Raw genomic sequence first — 19360 nt, 5'->3', positions numbered from 1 at the left:
GAAAAGCCTCCACGGCCACCAACAGAGATCTCGACATCCCACCAATCCAACTGAACATAGCGACAATGAATTTCTCCGACCGATCAAACTACGAAAAAACCTGGGAAGGCCTAGCCAAGGACTTCGATTCCGCGCAACACTTCGTAGCAGGCCACAACGACAACAAAGAATTTCAACGCTCCGCACAAGTAACACTAGAGGTCCTCAAAGAGACGATCGGCGTATCCAAAGAAGATACCTTCTTGGAAATCGGCTGCGGAATCGGAAGAGTCGGCCGCGCCCTATCTCCCCATGTGGGGCAATGGAATGGGGCAGACATTTCCTCAGGCATGATCGCACAGGCTGAAAAATACCTGAACGATCTCGACAACGTAAGCCTCCACAAACTGCAAGCCAGCTCCCTCGAACAATTTGAAGACGAGTCGTTCGATGCGATCTACTGCACAGTCGTCTTTATGCACCTCCTCGAATGGGACCGCTACCGCTACATCAAAGAGGCGATGCGACTCCTGAAGCCAGGAGGCCGAGTCTACTTCGACAACGTAGACATTACCACGGACCATGGTTGGCAGGTATTCACAGACGGATACAATATTCCGGTATCAGAGCGCCCCGCTCACATGAGCATGGTCTCCTCCGCCGACGAACTCCTTACCTACGGCCAAAAAGCAGGCTACCAAAACACACGTATCCACAGATGGGGCGGAGCTTGGGTAGCCCTCGTAGGGACAAAGTCCTAACGAACAACCTTCTTTATCAAGACTCGGGACAACCGGTTCGTCTGCTTCTCAACGAATTGGTACAATAGCACTCCGACTGCGAGTGCTGTAAGTAAAATGAGCACAAACTGAACGTCTAAAGAGACATCAGCGAAAACTCCATTTTTCCGATTCAGCCTAGCGAAACCAAATATAACGATAGTATGCGTCAGGTAGATGCTATATGAAGCATCCCCCAACCAAAGAAGCGCCTTAGGAAACTGAATCGCTTTCAACTCCTCACAAAAAACTGTCGCCGCAAACAACAGCGACAACGGGATGCAGTAGGATACAATCCGCACACCCCACCCTTGATACTCGTTTATCTGAAAATAGATAAACCAAACAACCCCAATCCCAGCAAGTAACCAGGCTACCCCTTTTCGAATCGAAAAACGAGTTTTGGTATAGAAAAGCCCCAGCAGCATTCCAATTATAAACTCCAACATCACGCTATCGGAAAAGAGCCACTTAACCGCTCCATCAAAAAGCCCAGTCTTAATAGCGATCAGATGAAAAACAACGAGTACAACACTAGTTAGCACCGTTCGAGCGACGGATCCAACTTTCAAAAAAAGAAAGAAAACTAAATAAAAGAACAGTTCATATATCAAGGTCCACCCCTGCGACAAAAAGAGTGGAAATATGTTTTTCGTAACGTCGTTTATAGTGGGAATCAAAAACAACGCTCGAGTGAGATCCACGAAGTCAAATCCCAGTCTCCGATCATTAGGTACGACAAAGAACAGCACAGCTATCATCATACCTGAATAGATCCAATAAGGAGGATAGATTCTCAACGCACGCTTTAGCAAAAAGCCTGACTGGGAAGTTCCCTGATCAGAGATATATACCATTATAAATCCGCTAATCACAAAAAAGGCATCTACGCCCATTTCACAAAAAAACAGATTCACCCAATTGCCTATAAGGAATTCACGTTCGCTACTTGTAGAAACATAGTCCAGTCGCAGAAACACATGAACGATGACAATCAAGCTAGCCGCGAGCCCTCGCCAAACTTGTACAACATCCAGTCGCTCTCGGTTAAGTTCTCCCATTATTGATCGAACTCGAAACACTATCGGCACGCAGACAACAGACTCGGAATAAACCCGCTTTCTGCTTTCTGCCAAATAGAGAAATATTCAAAACGAGTATCATCGCCATCCAGTTCGACTATAGGTTCAGCCTGGATTCCCAAATGATCTAAAGCCCCGAACATGAATCCTCTAAACGAACGGGTCGTCCAAACGTGAACATGCTCTCTACGCTTCCAGACAAGAGTAAGAAGATCCTCCAACGCCTTCCCCTCTTTCTCCTCCCCTCCCGGGAGCACCTTACGAATAAAATCTAAATAGTGCGAATCATCAGCCCTCGTTTCCCTATTCCAATAATCCTCTAGCAAATGCTGAAACGGAGTAATATCGCGCTTTTTATCATACGTGAACCGCTTATCTGGAGCTGACAATACAACTAAACCACCCGGCTTAGTAATATAAAACATGTCCTCCACCAACGCGATCGGGTTCGCCAAATGCTCAATCACATGATTTGCGATCGTAAAGTCACAACACCCTTCTCCGATCTTTCTCAAATCCCTCTGATCCACATCACCGACAACATCCACATCGACAATCAACGACGGGTCCAACTCATCGAACAAGCGAACCGATTCATCCCTGTCTCGAACATCGAAATACTGCATCGAGCACGAATCCGGAACAGGAGCCGGCTCATGCAAAGCGCCAATCTCAAGCCCCTTCCCAAGCAGTCTAGAATAATGGGGAATACGATGCTTCACAGCACTATGCAAAGCGACATCAAAGATCTTTGGTCAAGAGCAATCTCATGCAACAAGCTTCCGTGAGAAACATCTGCAATACCGATTCGAGATCAGCTAGTAAGTGTGAAGCGCTTTCGAGAATAGGACGCCCAACTTTCATACATTTCTATATCCTCCGCTAGGCTCTTTTCTAGCTCCAACCTTTCGCCGTGACTGATGTCAGGTTTTGAAGCGTTCCTATTCTCTGTCTTAACCTGAAAAGCGCCCCATCCAAGCATCTGAGCGAGATACTCAATCCCTTCGTCATAGGACTCAACGAGACCGATATAATCAAACAGGTTCATCGGCACGTCGCCAAAGTATGCCGCCCACTCCCCTTTCATGTACTCCTGTTGAGAGAATTCGACCAATCCTGGACGGTCCTTTAGGAACTGGTCGTGACAAGGATTTCCATGAGGAGCAAGCGACTCCCAAAAATAGTAATAAGATATCAACCGATCTACAGGATGGCGTATCCAAGTTATCAACTTCGCGTTTGGGCATTGCTGCAAAAGCTTCCGACTCGCTCGGAAATGGCCATGCACAACACGAATGCTGTTTCGTGTTAGCTCCAAATCCCCTTCTTTCCAAAGGGCTAAAGTTTTATCCCCTCCATAAAAGCACTCCAAATCCTGTTGATACTGCTCTTCCAATAGCTTGCGGAAGCTCGTACCTGCAGCCTTCGGAATATGAACAGATATTAACTCTAGTCCTGTATAAATTTTAGGCATTAGAAACGAAAAGTCTGCTTCGAATTACGGATTCCGCTATCAAACCAAATAGAATCAGATTCCATATCAACAAAACAAAGGCTCACCTCCTTTAGGAAGCGAGCCTTGGAAAAGATTTAAGAGCGAGTGTCCTTACATTCCAGGAACTTCGAAAATCGCGATCTGCGCGACACCCGTTTCCCCATCAACGCCATCCATGATAGCTTGGTAAATACCAGGCTCAACAGTGAGAAGCATCGCGGAGTCAGCTGAACCTTCGGTCAGACGAGGAAGACCAACCGCATCTGAGGCTGCATGAATCTGAGCAACCGAAGCAGAGTTCGCAGTACCCCAGTCGTCATTTGTCGCAACTTCCTCCCACTTTCCACTTACCAAGCGGAAGAGAGTAACGGTTGGATTATCCAGCACGACGTCAGAATTGAACGCATCGTTCTCGGACAAGTCTCGCAGCCATGGACCTTGACCACGGATCAGGAGCGTCATCGGAACCTGGCCTAGGATATTCACCGAACTTCTGAAGTTCTCGAACCCTTCGCCTACAAAACTACGAGATGCCACACCAGTCAGACGAGTCTCAGAAGGATTCTCTTCTTTGTAGTTCACGTCATAGATACCTACTACCGCGACGCCTTCGCCACCCATTGGGTCGAAAACCGGAGCAGTGTAACCACCTGCAACTTCCTTAACGAGTGCCAAGAACGCGGAGTCGCCACTACCTGGATGGTTGTACATCGGGTAAGCACCGTAGTCTCTCATTACATCCTCGATGAGATCACGATCCTCGTAGAGATCCCACTCATCGTTCTCTGCGATCTTACGATCAGTAACGTCAGCTGGCTTGATACCATAATAGAGTTCAAGAGCAGCATCTGCAGGGATGTCACGGCTTTGAGGAACGAATCCTGAATCGTGAAGACTTGGGCCAATCGCCTGAAGCAGAACTGGCAACTCCTCACTACCTGTTACAGACAAGTCGATCGTACGCTTGTTGATGCCGGACATCATTTTTGCACGACTATCAAACGCGATGATTCGTGAACGAAGCGCTTCGATGAAGTCTTCAACTTGGTCAGCCGACGCGAAACCGATACCGCTAAGCGAGATCAATTTATAGTCATACTTAGCACCAGGAATGACGTTTGGATCGATAAACTTGTTTGGATCACCCGCATTTACGATTCCGATCGTCTCAAACGAAGAATTAGGGTCTCCATCGCCCTTACGTTGGACGAGGTAACCACCTGAACCAGCGGATCCACCCTCCCAAGTCACTTCAATCGTCGTTCCCTTCGGCTCGAAGGAGATCTCCGTTGGAGCAGTTGGAGCAGTTGGAGCAGTTCCGACCAAGTAAGCCGCCGCACCGATTCCGTCAGGAACGTCACCGCCACCTTGTACCAACTTGGTAGCAGACTGCGTAAACAGCTTTAAGCTATGTAGCAGAGAGCCCGGAGCTGGCATTCTCCAAGAATGGCCGCTTACCAGATTGTTTGCATCAGAGAAAAAACCAAATGGCTCGTCCGTCTCTGGAGTCATGTCCTCTTCCGACAAGCCCGGAAACCAAACGAGAGCGAGAGGGCCGCCTTCCCATTCAGCCTGATAGTCGATGCCACCTTCGAAAAGGGCGATGTCAGTCGTGCCAGGACCAACCTTGTTCAAATCCCAGGTAGCGACGATCTGATCATCGCCAGTGACGATCGTATCGGCTACGGGAGACTGGAAAACCTCGTCTTCAGTAGAAACGATCAGAACCAGTAGCCCTTGATTGGACAACTGCTCCGTACCTCCCGCGTTTGAGAGGGATTCAATGTCGAGCGAGAAAGAGATTTTCGCTCCGAAAGCAGAACCACAGAGAGCCCCACATGCGAGTAGTGAAAGTAATGATTTCTTCATTGTGAGATGCTCCAGTCGTTAACCCAGTATTCCGTTCCAGCCGCGTCAGCTGCCTTGCGGACGGCGATTCCTTGGCCCGCTTCGATCAGCGTGCCTCCTACGTTGGTACCGTCGCCACCTTCAACCTGCCACTTGTCTGAAGCATAGAGATAAACGGTTGGCTTGAGATCCGATCCCAGCAAGCCTTGTTGGCCATTCGGATAAACGAGTAGACGATCGTTCGCTCCAAAGACTGAAGGATTCGTATGAAGTCCCAACTCCTCAATTTTAAGTCCCAAAGGGCGACCAACAGCGACGAAGTTGTCCACTACGTCAGATGACGATTGGAGCGGAATCGCTAGCGGGCCGTATTCGACCTCACCGAAGAAGAAATAATCAAGATCCGTTCCGCCATTGTTTCGAACCACAAATGCTTCGCCTGGCTGAACGACTGTCCCCCCAGCATCATTGGACTCGTCGATAGCCTTACCAAATTCTCTCCAAGTGTCTTCGAAGAAATAGTAGATTTTAGCCACCGCAAGGCCTCCGCCTTCAGAAGCCGCCTCTGGCAATACAACTTCAACAACACGACGACCAGGCTCGGTTTCCTCATGGTAACCTACGCCCTCTGGAAAGAGAGCATCGAGCGTCCAGTGTTTTCTGATAGAAATGTTGGCTCCAGCCAAGCCCGTCAAATCGCTCGCGTCGAGCGTCACAGTCGAGGGCGTGTTGGAAACGATATCGAAATGACGCCCCTGCAGGGATCCGTCTTCGACGTAGAGATAATGACCGGAAGCACCGTATTCACCATCTGGTAGAGTGCTTGCCCCGAGCGTTGCTACGGCTGCGTCGACAGAGGAGACCGAACCTCCCGCTGCTTTCTCCTGCTTAAAAGGCAGGGCAACCATAACATCCGATTGACTAGGCACCTTGATCGCTACAGCTCCAATCGTCGCGGAATAAACTTCCTGCGCATTGATCGAACAGAACGGGGCAGCGAAAAGGGCCAAGGCAGTCGCTCGAGTGAGAAAAGTAGACACCTTGTTTTTCATATTTTATCTGTTTGGATGTGGGGAATACGAAGCAATACGAAACTAGATACCCCTACGGATGCATCAAGTGTCAATTTGCTTAAATTTGGTATTTCGCAATAAGATAACACTCGCCCTCATACGGCATCACCCGCAGCAAGTGAAACGATCCAAGGAAACTACCTACCGCAACACTGCTTGAACTTCTTACCACTCCCACAAGGACAGGGGTCATTTCTACCCACCTTAGGCAAATTCCGCTTCACGGTTACCTTGGGCAATTGGACCTCTTTCCCCTGAGCCGCAGATGGCTTGGAACCTCCAGCCACCGAGGACTCGGAACCTCCACCCTGAGCTACCGCTTGGCGAGCGAGCATGTTCTTAACATTTTCAATCGCGACGAGGTTGGTAGCCGTTCTGAACAAGCGAGTGCAAACCTGCGAACGAACGTTCCGCATCAATTCCTCGAAATAGACGTAGGCCTCGTTCTTGTACTCGTTGAGAGGGTCTTTCTGACCATAGCTACGAAGGCCAACATTCCGTCTAAGATCCTCCATCTCAGTAAGATGCTCCTGCCAACGGGAGTCGATTGAGCTGAGCAAAACGTATCGCTCCAAATGCTCGAGAGCATCCTCGTTCTCAGCCGTTTTCTTGATCCGGTAAGCGTCCTTGATCGCTTCCAGCACATGTGAGAGCTGCTCCTCGTGGCCCTTCCCTGTGATCGCCTCTTCAGACAAACCGATCGGGAAATGGGAATTCGCCCAGGTCACGAAGCCCGCCAAATCGCCTTCAGCGTCCTCGAGCCGATCCGCGATCTCTTCTTCCACGAGCTCCACTACCGTATCAAGCGGCGTATCGCTTTGCAGCGCCTCATTTCGGAGACCATAGATGATCTCACGCTGCTTGTTGAGCACGTCGTCATACTGGAGCAGACGCTTGCGCACGGAATAGTTGCTGCCTTCGACCTTCTTTTGGGCCGTCTCAATCGAACGATTCAAAAGAGAATGCTCAAGTGGTTCGCCTTCCTCCATCGACCCATGCAAGATCTTGGCCATAAAACCGGAGTTGGCGAATAGACGCATGAGATCGTCTTCCAAAGAAATGTAGAACTTCGAACGCCCTGGATCTCCTTGACGCGAACAGCGGCCTCTCAGCTGGCGGTCGATACGACGAGACTCGTGGCGCTCGGTGCCAATCACTAGCAAGCCCCCCGCTTCCTTCACACCTTCGCCAAGCTTAATGTCCGTACCACGACCCGCCATATTAGTGGCAATCGTGACTGCCCCCTTGATACCCGCACGAGCGACGATCTCCGCTTCCTGCTGATGGAATTTCGCGTTCAAGACGTTGTGCGGGATATTCTTGCGACGAAGCATCCGCCCCACCAATTCCGACGCCTCGACAGAAACCGTGCCCACGAGCACCGGTTGCCCCTTCTTGTGGGCTGCCTCGACCTCGTCGACCACCGCATTGTACTTCTCGCGGCGAGACTTGTAGATCACGTCGTTGTCGTCGATCCGGATACAAGGCTTGTTGGTTGGAATAACGGCAACGCCCAGATTGTAAATATCGTGAAACTCCGTGGCCTCGGTTTCCGCAGTACCCGTCATGCCCGCGAGCTTCTCGTACATGCGGAAGTAATTCTGAACGGTAACGGTAGCGAACGTTCGAGTCTCGCGCTCGATAGTGACATTCTCCTTCGCTTCAACCGCCTGATGCAAACCATCGCCCCAACGGCGTCCCGGCATCACACGACCCGTGTTCTCGTCGACAATCACCACTTTGCCTTCCTGAACCACGTACTCGACATCCTTCTCGTATAGGGCGTAGGCGCGAAGCAACTGGCTGATCGCGTGGATATCCTCGCCTACAAGCTCAAGGGCTTCCTGCTCCTTAAGCTTGATCGCGTCTTTGTCTTCCTGACTCAGAGAAGAATCCTTATCCAACTCGCTGAAACGAGTCGCCAAATCAGGCAGAACGAAGGCGTCCGGGTTATCCGGCCGAAGCTGAGTACGACCTTTTTCCGTCAGATCAGCCTGACGTTGCTTTTCATCGATCACGTAGAACAAGTCCTCTTTCAGGGCGAAGAACTTGTCCTTGTTCATGTCGCTGTGCATCTCCAAGTCCGTCTTGTCTAACAACTTGCGATGTTCGCCAGTTTCGATGAGACGGAGAAGCTGCTTGTTCTTGGGCATGCCAAGCTTCACCTGGAGCATTTTCAGTCCGACGTCCCAAGCATCGTAGTCGCCCTTGTCGATCTCCTCCTTCACCTCCGCGATCAAGCCGTTACAGAACTTGTTTTGCGAAGAAACGAGGCTTTCGATAGCTCCCTTCAGCTTGGTGTAAGGCTGCTCGCGCTGGATCGGAGCAGGTCCCGAGATAATCAAAGGCGTCCGAGCTTCATCGACCAGAATGGAGTCCACTTCGTCAATGATTACAAAAAAGTGATCCCGCTGCACCTGCTCCTGCTTGGAGTGGGCCATCCCATTGTCCCGCAAATAGTCGAAGCCGAACTCAGAAGCTGTCCCATAAGTGACGTCACAAGCATACATCTCGCGCTTCAAAGGCGGCGGCATCTGATTTTTGATACAGCCAACCGTCAAACCGAGATACTTAAACAAATGCCCCATCCACTCAGAGTCACGCTGAGCGAGGTATTCGTTGACCGTCACCAACTGCACATTGCGATTCGCCATGGCATTCAGATAGATCGGCAAAGTCGAAACGAGCGTCTTGCCCTCGCCCGTCGCCATTTCCGCAATCCTACCTTGGTGCAGGGCCATGCCTCCCACCAACTGCACGTCGTAGTGGACCATGTCCCAATGCTGCTCGCGCCCGCAAACCATAGCAGAGGAGCCCACCAACCTGCGAGCCGCGTTCTTAACCGTGGCAAAGGCTTCCGGCAAAATGTCGTCGAGCGACTCACCATTGGTCACACGCTCGCGGAGCTTCGCGGTATGGCCCTTCAGTTCCTCATCGGAAAGCGACTGGTACGAGGCCTCTAGCTGGTTGATTTTGGCGACAGCAGGCTCACACGATTTGAGCCATTTCTTGTTGGAACGTCCTGCGAATTTCTTGAAAAATGAAGATAGCATTAGAGCTTGGGTAAAATAATGACCTGTCCCGCTAGAGAATTGCGGACCCGCTTGCAACGAAAAGCTGCAGCGCAAGCTCCAAAGTGATCAAAAGTCACAGCCCCAGATCCTTACGGAAATAGTCGATAGTCGGCTTCAAGCCTTCCGCAAGCGGCACCTTCGGCTCCCAACCGAGCTTCGCTTTCGCGAGCGAAATGTCCGGCTGGCGCTGCTTAGGGTCGTCCGAGGGAAGGTCGCGATGAACAATCTTCGACTTCGTGTCGACCAGCTTCAAAACGTTTTCCGCGAGCTCCAGCATTGTGAACTCCCCAGGGTTGCCGATATTCACCGGCCCCGTAATCTCGTCCTGACTCATCAGTCGCATAAAGCCCTCGATCAAATCACTGAAATAGCAGAACGAGCGCGTTTGCTGACCGTCTCCGTAAACCGTGATATCCTCTCCCTTGAGAGCTTGCACGATAAAGTTCGAAACCACCCGACCGTCGTTCGCCAACATCCGCGGACCGTAGGTGTTGAAGATGCGAACGACTCGAATATCCACCCCGTTCTGACGATGATAATCGAAAAACAAAGTCTCCGCGCAACGCTTCCCCTCATCATAACAGGAGCGTAGCCCGGTCGTATTCACGTTGCCCCAGTAGGACTCAGGCTGCGGATGCTGCTCAGGATCACCGTAAACTTCGGAAGTCGAAGCCTGAAATACACGAGCTCCTACTCGTTTCGCCAACCCCAGACAATTGATAGAGCCCACAACAGAGGTTTTGATGGTCTTGATCGGGTTGTACTGATAGTGAGGCGGCGACGCTGGGCAGGCCAAATTAAAGATCCAGTCCACCTCGAACTTGAACGGATCGATCACGTCGTGACGCACAAACTCGAAATAGGGATTTCCGAGCAGATGGACGATGTTCCTTTTTCTCCCCGTAAACAGGTTATCTAAACAGATCACTTCATGCCCGTCTTCGAGCAAACGATCACACAAATGACTTCCTAAAAAGCCGGCCCCACCAGTCACTAATACTCTCATAATTCGTTGGTAGTTAGACTCAAACGGAAATTACCCTAAAAGCAAAACCTTCTCGCTCCCTAAAAGTCGCCCGAATCGGAGCCATCCCCCTTCCGATCCCCGCCTTTCGGCTTCCGGAAGAAACTGTAGTTGGCCAAAAAAGCCGCCCCCAGCAAGGCGCCGAGCTGCCTCATCGGTCGCATCGCCCCAATCGCTTGAGTAAGCGTTGTCGCCTTGGGCTCCACGATACCGAACAACAGGAGCCCCGTCAGCAAGGTCACCGTGTGATGCACCGCCGACACCACATGCAACGCCTTCACAAGATCTCCCAGCGTCGCTTCCAACCAAGAAAAGAGAAACCCTCCGAAAATGGGAGCCACCGCCGTCGACAGCGAACTCGCCGCCAGATTGAAACTGATCGCCGCCGTCTTGGCTTCAGGCGGGATCAGCTTCAAAATCATGTTGAACGAGGCAAAAAGAAATCCCGATCCCGCAATCCCTCCGATGCCCCAATTCACGTAAAGCACCCAAGTCCGCTCCGGAGTAGCGAACCCGTGCAAATAGCCGATCCCCATCCAAAGCCCCAAGGACAACATCAACCCTAACTTGCAGCCCTGCGTATCACAAATTTTCCCCCACAACGGCATAAACAACGCCCCCGTAGTCGTCGCCAACATCGCCAATTGAGCAACCTCATCCACGCTCATCCCCAATGCCTTGTAATAGAACACAGGAAAAAAAGGCCCCATCACATTCGCGCAAAAACCAAAGGCAGCCCCAAAGATCACAAACCGAACCAGAGGCTTGTTTCCGAGGATGACCGCGAACTGATCAAACAACCGTGCCCCCCTCTCATCCACAACTCGCTTGGTCGGAAGTATCCGCAGCTGCAATACAATCGAAAGAGCCCGCAAAGCCACGCTCCCAAAGATGATCACCTGGAACCCCAACACCGCGTTTTCCGCCATCCGCCCCAAATACGCGGACGCCCCAACCAGAAACACCACCGTACTGATCTGAAGCAGCCGATTACGACGCCCCAAATACTTCCCACGCCCCTTGCTCGGCAACCACTCCTGCACCCAGGAAGTCCAGCTCACATTCACCAAAGCAAACGCAAGCGCTCCCGTCGCCAAAAGCGTCACGACCAGCCAAGGCGAATGCCAAGGCCCTCCTTCCGCAATCTTGGGCAACGCAACACCGACCACCATCCAGCACGCAAGATGCACCCAAGAAAAAATCAAACAAATCGTCTTCTGCGACAAACGCCGCGTCAACCAGGGCAAGGCAAACAACTGCACCACATTAGCCCAAGCAGGCAACGACGCGATCACCCCGTATACCGACTCCCTCAAACCGATCGCCTCCGTCGCCAGACTGGCCATCAGGAAGTTCCCGGGCATCGCAAAGAACACCAAAGGCATCGCGAACAGCCCTTCCACAACCGAGAGCCGCATATTCACTCTCAACTTCGAACTCGTCTTCCCTCCACTCATATCACGTAACCACCAGTCAACTACAACAGGCAAAAAACTACTCCTGCCCCTTACCTCCAGCTTCGTAACGCTCGATCCAAGCGGCACTCCAACTAGCGAAGTCACCCGCTTCGAGGTGATCCCGAACTTGCTGCATCAAATCCAAATAGAAATGCAGATTATGCAACGTCAGCAACGTGCAGCTCAAGATCTCCTTCGCCATCGTCAAATGCCGCAAGTAGGCCCGCGAAAAATTCCGACACGTGTAATTCTCCATGCCCTCCACCAGCGGCGACATATCGGTAGCAAAGCGACTATTGCGAATGTTCCACATCCCATCCGGCGTGAAAAACGCCCCGTTTCTCGCCACCCGGCTCGGCAGCACACAATCAAACATATCCACCCCAGCCGCGATCATCTTCAACATCTGCGGCGGAGTCCCCAAGCCCATCGTATATCGAGGCTTGTCCTCCGGCAAAAACGGAGCCGTCGCCCGCACCTGCTTCAACATCTCCGGCTCAGGCTCGCCCACACTGACACCCCCAATCGCGTATCCAGGAAAATCCAACTCCGCCAACTCCTCCGCAGAACGGCGACGCAAATCCTCAAACTCCGACCCCTGAGCAATCGCGAACACATGGTGCCCCGTATCCAAGAATCCATTATCCGTCGCGATTTGCTTGCACGCCTTCGCCCAGCGAGTAGTCCGCTCGATCGCCTTTACACAATCGTCCTTTTTGCACGGATACGGAGGACACTCGTCGATAACCATGGCGATATCCGAACCTAAGTTCGCCTGGATCGTCATCACCTCCTTCGGGCCCAGAAAAACCTTCGAACCATCCAAGTGCGAGCGAAAGGCCACCCCTTCTTCCGTCAGCTTGCTCAACTTCGCCAAGCTAAACGCTTGAAAGCCGCCACTATCCGTCAAGATCGGACCATCCCACGACATGAACTTGTGCAGCCCGCCTGCATCACGAATTAGCTCCGAACCTGGGCGAAGGTTCAAGTGATACGTGTTCCCCAAGATGATCTGAGCTCCCACCTCTTCCTTGATTTGCTTCGGAGTCAGCCCCTTCACTGTCGCCTGAGTGCCCACCGGCATGAAAATCGGCGTTTCGATCGTCCCATGCAAAGTCTTCAGACGCCCGCGACGAGCATCCGTTTCCGCATCTGTTTTCAGCAATTCAAAGTGTTCGCTCATAAATCGGCCCACAAACTACCCCCACTCCACCTTCAAACAACTCAAAACTTACCCCCAGCCCCTTACGCCTAAAACCGATTACCCAGCCGCTACATCGGCTACTTATTCACACACCCCGCGCTGGGCTTGACCCACCTCCCCACGCCCTATTTAAACCACAGCAAAACTACGCATCATGCTGCTTGTCATCGACAACTACGATTCCTTCACCTTCAACCTCGTCCAGTACTTCGGTACCCTCGGGGTCGAGCAGCGCGTCTTCCGCAACGACCAGATCACCACCGAAGAAGCGCTCGCCCTCAATCCCGAACGCGTCCTCATCTCTCCTGGCCCCTGCTCCCCAAGCGAAGCGGGCGTCTCCATCGCCATGATCGAAGCCTTCGCCGGCAAGGTCCCCGTCTTTGGCGTCTGCCTCGGGCACCAATCCATCGCCCAGCACTTCGGAGGCAAAATCGTCCGCGCCGACCGCCTCATGCACGGCAAGACCTCCCCCATCTCCCACCACGGAGAAGACCTTTTCCGCGGCCTCCCCCAAGGCCTGCAAGCCACCCGCTACCACTCCCTCCTCGCCGAGCGCGAATCCTTCCCAGACAGCCTCGAGATCACCGCCGAGACCGCCGAAGGCGAGATCATGGGCCTCCGTCACCGCGAGCTCCCCATCTGGGGCGTACAATTCCACCCCGAGTCCATCGCGACCGAAAACGGGATGGAAATCCTCAAGAACTTCCTTACTCTCTAACTTACCATGAGGTGCCCAAAGTGCGGATCAGAGCTCGATAAAGTCATCGACTCGCGTGCGTCCAAAGACGGATCCACCATCCGCCGCCGTCGCGAGTGCCTCGAATGCTCCCACCGCTTCTCCACCACCGAGCAGATCCTCCGCGAAAACCTCTACGTTACCAAGCGAGACGGACGCAGAGAAGACTTCGACAAAGCCAAGATAATCTACTCCCTCCGCCGCGCCTGCCAAAAACGCCCCGTCGACGCCGAGCAAATCAACATCCTCGTCGAAGACATGATCGACCAGCTCGAATCCGAGCACGGCATGGAATTCCCCTCCGCCGTCATCGGCCAAAAGGTCCTCGAAAACCTCAAGTCCATCGACGCCATCGCCTACATCCGCTTCGCATCCGTCTACAAGGACTTCAAAAACCTCGACGAATTCCTCGACGAAATCTCCGACCTCAACACCCCCAAGCTCCTCTAAAAGGCAGCGTCCGCTGTCCCAGCGGACACAAACTCACTCTCCACACCTTGAAACCCGGCGCTCACAAAGACTTCTCCAAGCTCCAGATCATCTGCGCCCTCTTCGCCGACAATATCGGCGACGACCTCTACTTCGCCCGGCAAATCAAGGAGTCCATCGAGGCCACCCTGCCCAGCGAACATCGAGACTCCCCATCCGCCTTTCTCGCAGCAGCCAAGACTCTGCTCGAACAAACAACCCGCCACCCCGACAAGGCCATCATCGACCTCGTCACCGCCCCCGACGCCCAAGGCTACTCCGAACTCGCTCTCCGAGCCCGCCTCCTCGAAGCCCTCAAACGCACCTGCCGATTCGAACGCCCGCTCCTCGTCCTCACCGGGTTAAAGGAAGCCATCTGCCCCACCGGCAAACGCTGGACCGGCAAACGCAAAGCCGAGTACCAAAGCGCCATCGCCTACGCCCGCGAGTTCTGCCAATCCCGCACCCGCCCCTCCAGCCACCTCAATCTCATAATTTATTAAGGTAGGGCGGTCTGGCCCAGACCGCCGCCCACAACCAAATCAATTCAGCTTCCCAACATGGAAAAAACCATCTTCCAAAAAATCATCGATCGCGAGATCCCCGCCACCATCGAGCACGAGGACGACAAATGCATCGTCATCCACGACATCGCCGCCCAAGCCCCAACCCACCTCCTGCTCATTCCCAAGAAGCTCATCGCGCGCATCGGCGAAGCCACTCCAGAAGACGCCGAACTCCTCGGCCACATGATGACCATTATCCCAAAGCTCGCCGCCAAACTCGGCTGGAGCGACGGATTCCGTACCGTCATCAACAACGGCCCACACGGCGGCGAAGCCGTCCCCCACCTCCACATCCACCTCCTAGCTGGCCGCCAAATGGCCTGGCCCCCAGGCTGATCCCCAACCCCTCCTCATCCCCCTAACCACAATCTTCCTCCTAATCATAATCTTCATCCTAATCATAATCTTCATCCCACCAAGCTCGGCCACCCGCCGAGCTTTTTCATTTCCCACCAAACCATCCAAAGAAACGTCAAACTCCCCTCTCCCACACCCCACCACTTGACTCCCCAAGAAAAAACCACACACAAGCTCCTCTTTAATTTAGAGTATTCTCAACCCATTCGCGATAATTCGCGGCCATTAGCGGTTCCAACATGAGCACCACCACACAGTCCGAACACGTCGAAATCCTCGCTCCCGCCGGTTGCTACCCATCCCTGCAAGCCGCCATCGACTCCGGAGCCGACTCCGTCTACTTCGGTCTCGCCCAGCTCAACATGCGAGCCCGCTCCCGCCGCTCCTTCCACCTCAAGGACCTCGCCGAAATCATGACCCGCTGCCACGAAGGCGGCATCCGCGGCTACCTCACTCTCAACACCCTCCTCTACGACCACGACCTCAAACTCTGCTTCGCCCTGCTCGAAGAAGCCGCCAAGCAAAAGGTCGACGCCGTCATCGCCTCCGACATGGCTTGCATTCTCAAGGCCCGCGAACTCGGCCTCGAGGTCCATCTCTCCACCCAACTCTCCGTCTCCAACTACGAATCCTTCAAATTCTACGCCCAATTCTGCGACCGCATCGTCCTCGCCCGAGAGCTCAACCTCTCCATGATCCGCAAGATCCGCCAGCAAGTCATCGCCGATGACCTCCGCGGCCCCTCCGGACGCCCCGTCGAGATCGAAGCTTTCGCCCATGGCGCCCTCTGCATCGCCGTCTCCGGCCGCTGCGGCATGTCCCTCTACACCGACAACGCCTCAGCCAACCGCGGCGCCTGCACCCAAAACTGCCGCAAAGAGTACAAAGTCGTCGACCAGGAGTCCGGCAAGGAACTCCTCATCGACAACAACTTCGTCATGTCGCCCAACGACATCTGCACCATCGACTTCCTCGACCAAGTCCTCGAAGCCGGCGTGCACACCCTCAAGCTCGAAGGCCGCGGCCGCGCTCCCGAATACGTTTCCACCGTCACCGCCGCCTACCGCCGCGGCGTCGACGCCATCCAGTCCGGCACCTTCACCGAAGACCTCGTCACCCAACTCAACGACGACCTCAAAAAAGTCTACCACCGCGGGCACTCCTCCGGCTACTACCTCGGTCGCGAGCAAGGCTGGTCCATGACCCACGGCACCAAAGCCACCCGCCAAAAAGTCCAAGCCGGCCGTGTAACCCACTACTACAACAAGCTCGGCGTCGCCGAAATCACCGCCAGTGGTCCCATCGTCTCCGGTCAAGAATACCTCATCATCGGCGAAACAAGTGGAGTCGTAAAAGGCACCCTCGAGGGCCTCCGTCTTGACGATACCACTACAGCCGAAAACGTCACCAACGGCCAAGTCTTCTCGATCAAAGTCGACGCCAAAGTCCGTCAAAACGACAAGTTCTTCCTCCATCTCCCAGCATAGGAGGGCAACGCTCCGTCGTTGCCGTAACAAGCAGCTCATCCTCCAAATGATCACCATCAAACACAAGCGACTCGAATGCATCGGCTGCGCCCTCTGCACCGAAGTCGCCCCCAACTACTGGAAGATGGACGAGGAAGGCTTGGCCCAACTCCACCAAGTCATAGCCGAGGACGATCCCTTCCAGATCGGCCAAGGCTTCGAAGAAGACCGCGAAGCCCTCAAGGAAGCCGCCGACCACTGCCCCGTCACCATCATCAAGATCGAAGGATAGTTACTCACATTAGGTAGCGGCCGTTGTCCCCAACGGCCACAAACACACAGCTCAAGCCAACTTGCGTTTCCGATCTCGTCGGAGCATTGTATTTCATAAATGCTTCGTTCCATCCTGCTTGCCCTCCTAATGTCTCTTTCGACGCCCAGTCTACTCAAGTCTTCCACATCCCCGCTCATCGTCGCCCACCGCGGAGCCTCCGCCGACGCCCCCGAAAACACCCTGCCCGCTTTCCAGCTCGCCTGGCAACAGGGAGCTGACGCCATCGAAGGCGATTTCCACCTCACCCGCGACAAGCAAGTCGTCTGCATCCACAACCCCACTACAGGAAGCTACGCCAAACAAAACCTCACCGTCCGCAAGTCCACACTCGCCCAGCTCAAAGCCCTCGACGTCGGCACCTGGAAATCCCCCGAGTTCGCCGGAACCTCCATCCCCACCTTGGCCGAAGTCCTCACCACCGTCCCGCCCGACAAAAAGCTCTACATCGAAATCAAAAGCAGCCCCAAGATAGTCCGCCATCTCCTCAAGGTCATAGACTCCTCCGATATCGCCCCGTCTCAAATCGTCATCATTGCCTTCAGCGGACGCGTCATAAAAGCAGTCAAATCCCAACGCCCCTCCCTTAAAGCCATCCTTCTCGCCACCCCACGCCATCGCGACAAATCCCCCAACCTAGTACCCACTCCCCAGCACCTCGTCCAAGAGCTCCGCCGCACCAAAGCCGACGGCCTCAGCCTCTACTGCCACCCCCACGTCGACGCAGATTACCTCGCCCCAATTCTCGAAGCCGGTTACGAGCTGCACACCTGGACCGTCGACAAACCAGAAACCGCCCGCCAGTGGCTCACGCTCGGCGCCCAATCACTCACCACCAATACCCCGGGCAGCCTCCGAGCCACCCTCGCCCCCTAGCTCCCACCTCAGGTCCAGATAGCAGAAGACCCGCCGCCACCTGGCCACGGGTCCTACTGTTGCTTGGAGAAAATTTCTTCTTCGTCTGTTATCAGCGACAGATCCCTCCGCCACGATGGGAACAATTTAACACAAATCGCCGCTCTCGTAAATCAGGCGTAAACGCGACTCGATCCTCCGCTATTCCCCTAGAGGCCAAAGACTAGCGAGTTCGCCCCCAGAATAGGCAAATTTCCAGCATTCCGGCTTAACCAGCGCCCAATTTCGCCGAATGACGAAGCAAGCACTCTACTCAGCCGTGGCAAGCAACCAACAATCCAAGCAAAAAGGCCCACTCGCCCGGGCCTTCCATCGGACATTCACGATGGGAGCTCTCAAGCCCCACGCAAAGACGCTGCTACCCTATTTCAACAAGCCAGGAGGCAAATTCGTCGAGATCGGCGCCCGCGACGGCATCAACGGCAGCCTGACTCCCTACCTCGAAAAGGCCCTCGGTTGGAAAGGACTCCTCATCGAACCCTGGCCCCACCTCTTTCACCGCTGCCGGAAAAATCGCAAGTCGAGCGTATCGCTCAATGTAGCAGCCTCCGAAAAACTGCTTCGCGACTCCTACATCGAAATCGTAGGCCTACCCCCCTCAGCTTCCGTTCGCAAAACCCTCCTCCAAGAGGCGAAAGAGCGACTCGAAGGAAAGCCCATCCAAGTCCCGCTCCCCAATCAGGTGAAACGCAAGCAGGTGAACTACGTGAGCACCAACTCCATCTGCGGCATCCTCGAACGCTCAAACTTCGACAGCAATTTCGAGCTCCTCGTCTTCAATCTCACTGGCTACGAAGACCGCGTACTCGAAGGAATGAACTTCGACCGCTACAAGCCCACTTTCCTCCTCTTCCGAACCTTCTCCACAAACGTCAACTTGCCCGGTCTTCCGCACTGCTACCAGAAGATCGTATCCAGCCAGCACGACGGTCGCACTACCCTTCACCTCTTCCGCTACGCGGACTTCGGCGACAACTAAGGGAGAGCCCGTTGTCCTCAACGGGCATTCAAAGCCAAAGAACGCCCCCTAGACATCCAGCCGGTCCAGAAGGATTTTCACAACCACCTTCTTTACCACCTTGCCCGCTTCTTCCGTAAAAAGCTGCGGCATATGAGCATCCTGCGGCAACAAGCAGGCAAACGTCCCCGGATACATCGACAATTGAAGTTTCGCAGCTTCCTTGTATTCAAAAAACTCGACATCCCGCTCAGCGTCGTAGCCCCCCTTCTCAATCATCTCATGAGTCGGATAAACCGAGATTCGCTCCGATCCGATCAACGCCATCTGGATATCCACATACCTTCTGTGGGCTTCCAACACCGCGTCCTCCGCAGTCTCCACCTTGGTCGGATAACTCATCACCCGAGCAAAAATAGCGTCTCCATCGATCGGATACTCCTTTTCCTCCGCATCGACAGAAAGCGTTTCCAGAAAGGAGAACGCCTTCTCCCAAGCTCCACCCAGCGAATAATTCCGCCAATTTTGAATATGGTCTACGATCATAA

The 19360-nt window shown here is 53.7% G+C and carries 19 protein-coding genes; 9 read left to right on the top strand and 10 right to left on the bottom strand.

All coding sequences use genetic code 11. From position 1 onward, the window contains the following. Nucleotides 1–65 precede the first annotated feature (65 nt). Nucleotides 66–740, top strand: coding sequence for a class I SAM-dependent methyltransferase (locus JIN87_RS16140; RefSeq protein WP_200356623.1), 675 nt, complete (start codon nt 66–68; stop codon nt 738–740). Here JIN87_RS16140 and JIN87_RS16135 read toward each other — a convergent pair. From JIN87_RS16135 to tgt, 9 genes are all read right to left on the bottom strand, one after another. Then, nucleotides 737–1819, bottom strand: a complete 1083-nt coding sequence (locus JIN87_RS16135; protein WP_200356622.1) for an acyltransferase family protein — start codon at nt 1817–1819, stop codon at nt 737–739. The two genes, JIN87_RS16140 and JIN87_RS16135, sit on opposite strands and share 4 nt — an antisense overlap. A 20-nt stretch (nt 1820–1839) precedes the next feature. Continuing rightward, complete coding sequence (locus JIN87_RS16130) at nt 1840–2466, bottom strand: methyltransferase domain-containing protein (protein WP_200356621.1); 627 nt, start codon at nt 2464–2466, stop codon at nt 1840–1842. Nucleotides 2467–2654: 188 nt separating this feature from the next. Then, nucleotides 2655–3314, bottom strand: a complete 660-nt coding sequence (locus JIN87_RS16125) for a sulfotransferase family 2 domain-containing protein (RefSeq protein ID WP_200356620.1) — start codon at nt 3312–3314, stop codon at nt 2655–2657. A gap of 132 nt (nt 3315–3446) precedes the next feature. Beyond that, nucleotides 3447–5204 (bottom strand): hypothetical protein, encoded by a 1758-nt coding sequence (locus tag JIN87_RS16120; protein ID WP_200356619.1) that lies wholly within the window; start codon nt 5202–5204, stop codon nt 3447–3449. Then, entirely contained in the window at nt 5201–6235 is a 1035-nt protein-coding gene (locus JIN87_RS16115; protein ID WP_200356618.1) for a TIGR02597 family protein, read from the bottom strand. Before JIN87_RS16115 ends, JIN87_RS16120 begins: the two co-directional genes overlap by 4 nt. Nucleotides 6236–6393: 158 nt before the next feature. Beyond that, on the bottom strand, nt 6394–9309 hold the full coding sequence (secA, locus tag JIN87_RS16110; RefSeq protein ID WP_200356617.1) for a preprotein translocase subunit SecA: 2916 nt from the start codon (nt 9307–9309) through the stop codon (nt 6394–6396). Nucleotides 9310–9403: 94 nt separating this feature from the next. Next, on the bottom strand, nt 9404–10336 hold the full coding sequence (locus JIN87_RS16105; RefSeq protein ID WP_200356616.1) for a UDP-glucuronic acid decarboxylase family protein: 933 nt from the start codon (nt 10334–10336) through the stop codon (nt 9404–9406). A 59-nt stretch (nt 10337–10395) separates the two neighbouring features. After that, nucleotides 10396–11811: an MFS transporter gene (locus tag JIN87_RS16100; protein ID WP_200356615.1), complete on the bottom strand. Its 1416-nt coding sequence runs from the start codon at nt 11809–11811 to the stop codon at nt 10396–10398. Nucleotides 11812–11848: 37 nt separating this feature from the next. Then, nucleotides 11849–12994 (bottom strand): tRNA guanosine(34) transglycosylase Tgt, encoded by a 1146-nt coding sequence (gene tgt / locus JIN87_RS16095; RefSeq protein WP_200356614.1) that lies wholly within the window; start codon nt 12992–12994, stop codon nt 11849–11851. Nucleotides 12995–13169: 175 nt separating this feature from the next. On the opposite strand from tgt, the gene JIN87_RS16090 reads away from it, so the two are divergent. The 8 genes from JIN87_RS16090 (at nt 13170) to JIN87_RS16055 (ending at nt 18833) form a co-directional block, all read left to right on the top strand. Continuing rightward, complete coding sequence (locus JIN87_RS16090; RefSeq protein WP_200356613.1) at nt 13170–13733, top strand: anthranilate synthase component II; 564 nt, start codon at nt 13170–13172, stop codon at nt 13731–13733. Between the two features lie 6 nt (nt 13734–13739). Further along, on the top strand, nt 13740–14201 hold the full coding sequence (gene nrdR / locus JIN87_RS16085) for a transcriptional regulator NrdR (protein ID WP_200356612.1): 462 nt from the start codon (nt 13740–13742) through the stop codon (nt 14199–14201). A gap of 47 nt (nt 14202–14248) precedes the next feature. Further along, nucleotides 14249–14722, top strand: a complete 474-nt coding sequence (locus tag JIN87_RS16080) for a hypothetical protein (protein WP_200356611.1) — start codon at nt 14249–14251, stop codon at nt 14720–14722. A 57-nt stretch (nt 14723–14779) separates the two neighbouring features. Continuing rightward, nucleotides 14780–15121 (top strand): histidine triad nucleotide-binding protein, encoded by a 342-nt coding sequence (locus JIN87_RS16075; RefSeq protein ID WP_200356610.1) that lies wholly within the window; start codon nt 14780–14782, stop codon nt 15119–15121. A gap of 260 nt (nt 15122–15381) precedes the next feature. Beyond that, complete coding sequence (locus JIN87_RS16070) at nt 15382–16629, top strand: peptidase U32 family protein (RefSeq protein ID WP_200356609.1); 1248 nt, start codon at nt 15382–15384, stop codon at nt 16627–16629. A gap of 46 nt (nt 16630–16675) precedes the next feature. Then, nucleotides 16676–16900 carry a ferredoxin gene (locus tag JIN87_RS16065; RefSeq protein WP_200356608.1) on the top strand — a complete coding sequence of 75 codons (225 nt, stop codon included), beginning with the start codon at nt 16676–16678 and terminating at the stop codon, nt 16898–16900. 99 nt (nt 16901–16999) lie between these two features. Then, nucleotides 17000–17815, top strand: coding sequence for a glycerophosphodiester phosphodiesterase (locus JIN87_RS16060; RefSeq protein WP_200356607.1), 816 nt, complete (start codon nt 17000–17002; stop codon nt 17813–17815). Nucleotides 17816–18086: 271 nt separating this feature from the next. After that, a complete protein-coding gene (locus JIN87_RS16055; RefSeq protein WP_200356606.1) occupies nt 18087–18833 on the top strand; it encodes an FkbM family methyltransferase in 747 nt (248 codons plus the stop codon). A 48-nt stretch (nt 18834–18881) separates the two neighbouring features. Here JIN87_RS16055 and JIN87_RS16050 read toward each other — a convergent pair whose 3' ends face one another. After that, nucleotides 18882–19358 carry a NanQ anomerase/TabA/YiaL family protein gene (locus tag JIN87_RS16050; protein WP_200356605.1) on the bottom strand — a complete coding sequence of 159 codons (477 nt, stop codon included), beginning with the start codon at nt 19356–19358 and terminating at the stop codon, nt 18882–18884. Between the last annotated feature and the right edge of the window lie 2 nt (nt 19359–19360).

Origin of the sequence: Pelagicoccus mobilis (genome assembly GCF_016595505.1) — a bacterium.
Lineage (GTDB): Bacteria > Verrucomicrobiota > Verrucomicrobiia > Opitutales > Opitutaceae > Pelagicoccus > Pelagicoccus mobilis.
Note: the sequence above shows the minus strand (reverse complement) of the source record. Positions and strands in the feature narration are given on the sequence as shown.

Bases quoted from the DNA above. Each gene is read 5' to 3' on its own strand.
- JIN87_RS16115 (WP_200356618.1), bottom strand. From the start codon at position 6,235: ATGAAAAACAAGGTGTCTACTTTTCTCACTCGAGCGACTGCCTTGGCC.
- JIN87_RS16055 (WP_200356606.1), top strand. From the start codon at position 18,087: ATGACGAAGCAAGCACTCTACTCAGCCGTGGCAAGCAACCAACAATCC.
- JIN87_RS16090 (WP_200356613.1), top strand. From the start codon at position 13,170: ATGCTGCTTGTCATCGACAACTACGATTCCTTCACCTTCAACCTCGTC.
- JIN87_RS16120 (WP_200356619.1), bottom strand. From the start codon at position 5,204: ATGAAGAAATCATTACTTTCACTACTCGCATGTGGGGCTCTCTGTGGT.
- JIN87_RS16075 (WP_200356610.1), top strand. From the start codon at position 14,780: ATGGAAAAAACCATCTTCCAAAAAATCATCGATCGCGAGATCCCCGCC.
- JIN87_RS16100 (WP_200356615.1), bottom strand. From the start codon at position 11,811: ATGAGTGGAGGGAAGACGAGTTCGAAGTTGAGAGTGAATATGCGGCTC.
- JIN87_RS16065 (WP_200356608.1), top strand. From the start codon at position 16,676: ATGATCACCATCAAACACAAGCGACTCGAATGCATCGGCTGCGCCCTC.
- JIN87_RS16070 (WP_200356609.1), top strand. From the start codon at position 15,382: ATGAGCACCACCACACAGTCCGAACACGTCGAAATCCTCGCTCCCGCC.
- secA (WP_200356617.1), bottom strand. From the start codon at position 9,309: ATGCTATCTTCATTTTTCAAGAAATTCGCAGGACGTTCCAACAAGAAA.
- JIN87_RS16130 (WP_200356621.1), bottom strand. From the start codon at position 2,466: ATGCAGTATTTCGATGTTCGAGACAGGGATGAATCGGTTCGCTTGTTC.
- JIN87_RS16060 (WP_200356607.1), top strand. From the start codon at position 17,000: ATGCTTCGTTCCATCCTGCTTGCCCTCCTAATGTCTCTTTCGACGCCC.
- tgt (WP_200356614.1), bottom strand. From the start codon at position 12,994: ATGAGCGAACACTTTGAATTGCTGAAAACAGATGCGGAAACGGATGCT.
- JIN87_RS16140 (WP_200356623.1), top strand. From the start codon at position 66: ATGAATTTCTCCGACCGATCAAACTACGAAAAAACCTGGGAAGGCCTA.
- JIN87_RS16050 (WP_200356605.1), bottom strand. From the start codon at position 19,358: ATGATCGTAGACCATATTCAAAATTGGCGGAATTATTCGCTGGGTGGA.
- nrdR (WP_200356612.1), top strand. From the start codon at position 13,740: ATGAGGTGCCCAAAGTGCGGATCAGAGCTCGATAAAGTCATCGACTCG.
- JIN87_RS16125 (WP_200356620.1), bottom strand. From the start codon at position 3,314: ATGCCTAAAATTTATACAGGACTAGAGTTAATATCTGTTCATATTCCG.
- JIN87_RS16105 (WP_200356616.1), bottom strand. From the start codon at position 10,336: ATGAGAGTATTAGTGACTGGTGGGGCCGGCTTTTTAGGAAGTCATTTG.
- JIN87_RS16135 (WP_200356622.1), bottom strand. From the start codon at position 1,819: ATGGGAGAACTTAACCGAGAGCGACTGGATGTTGTACAAGTTTGGCGA.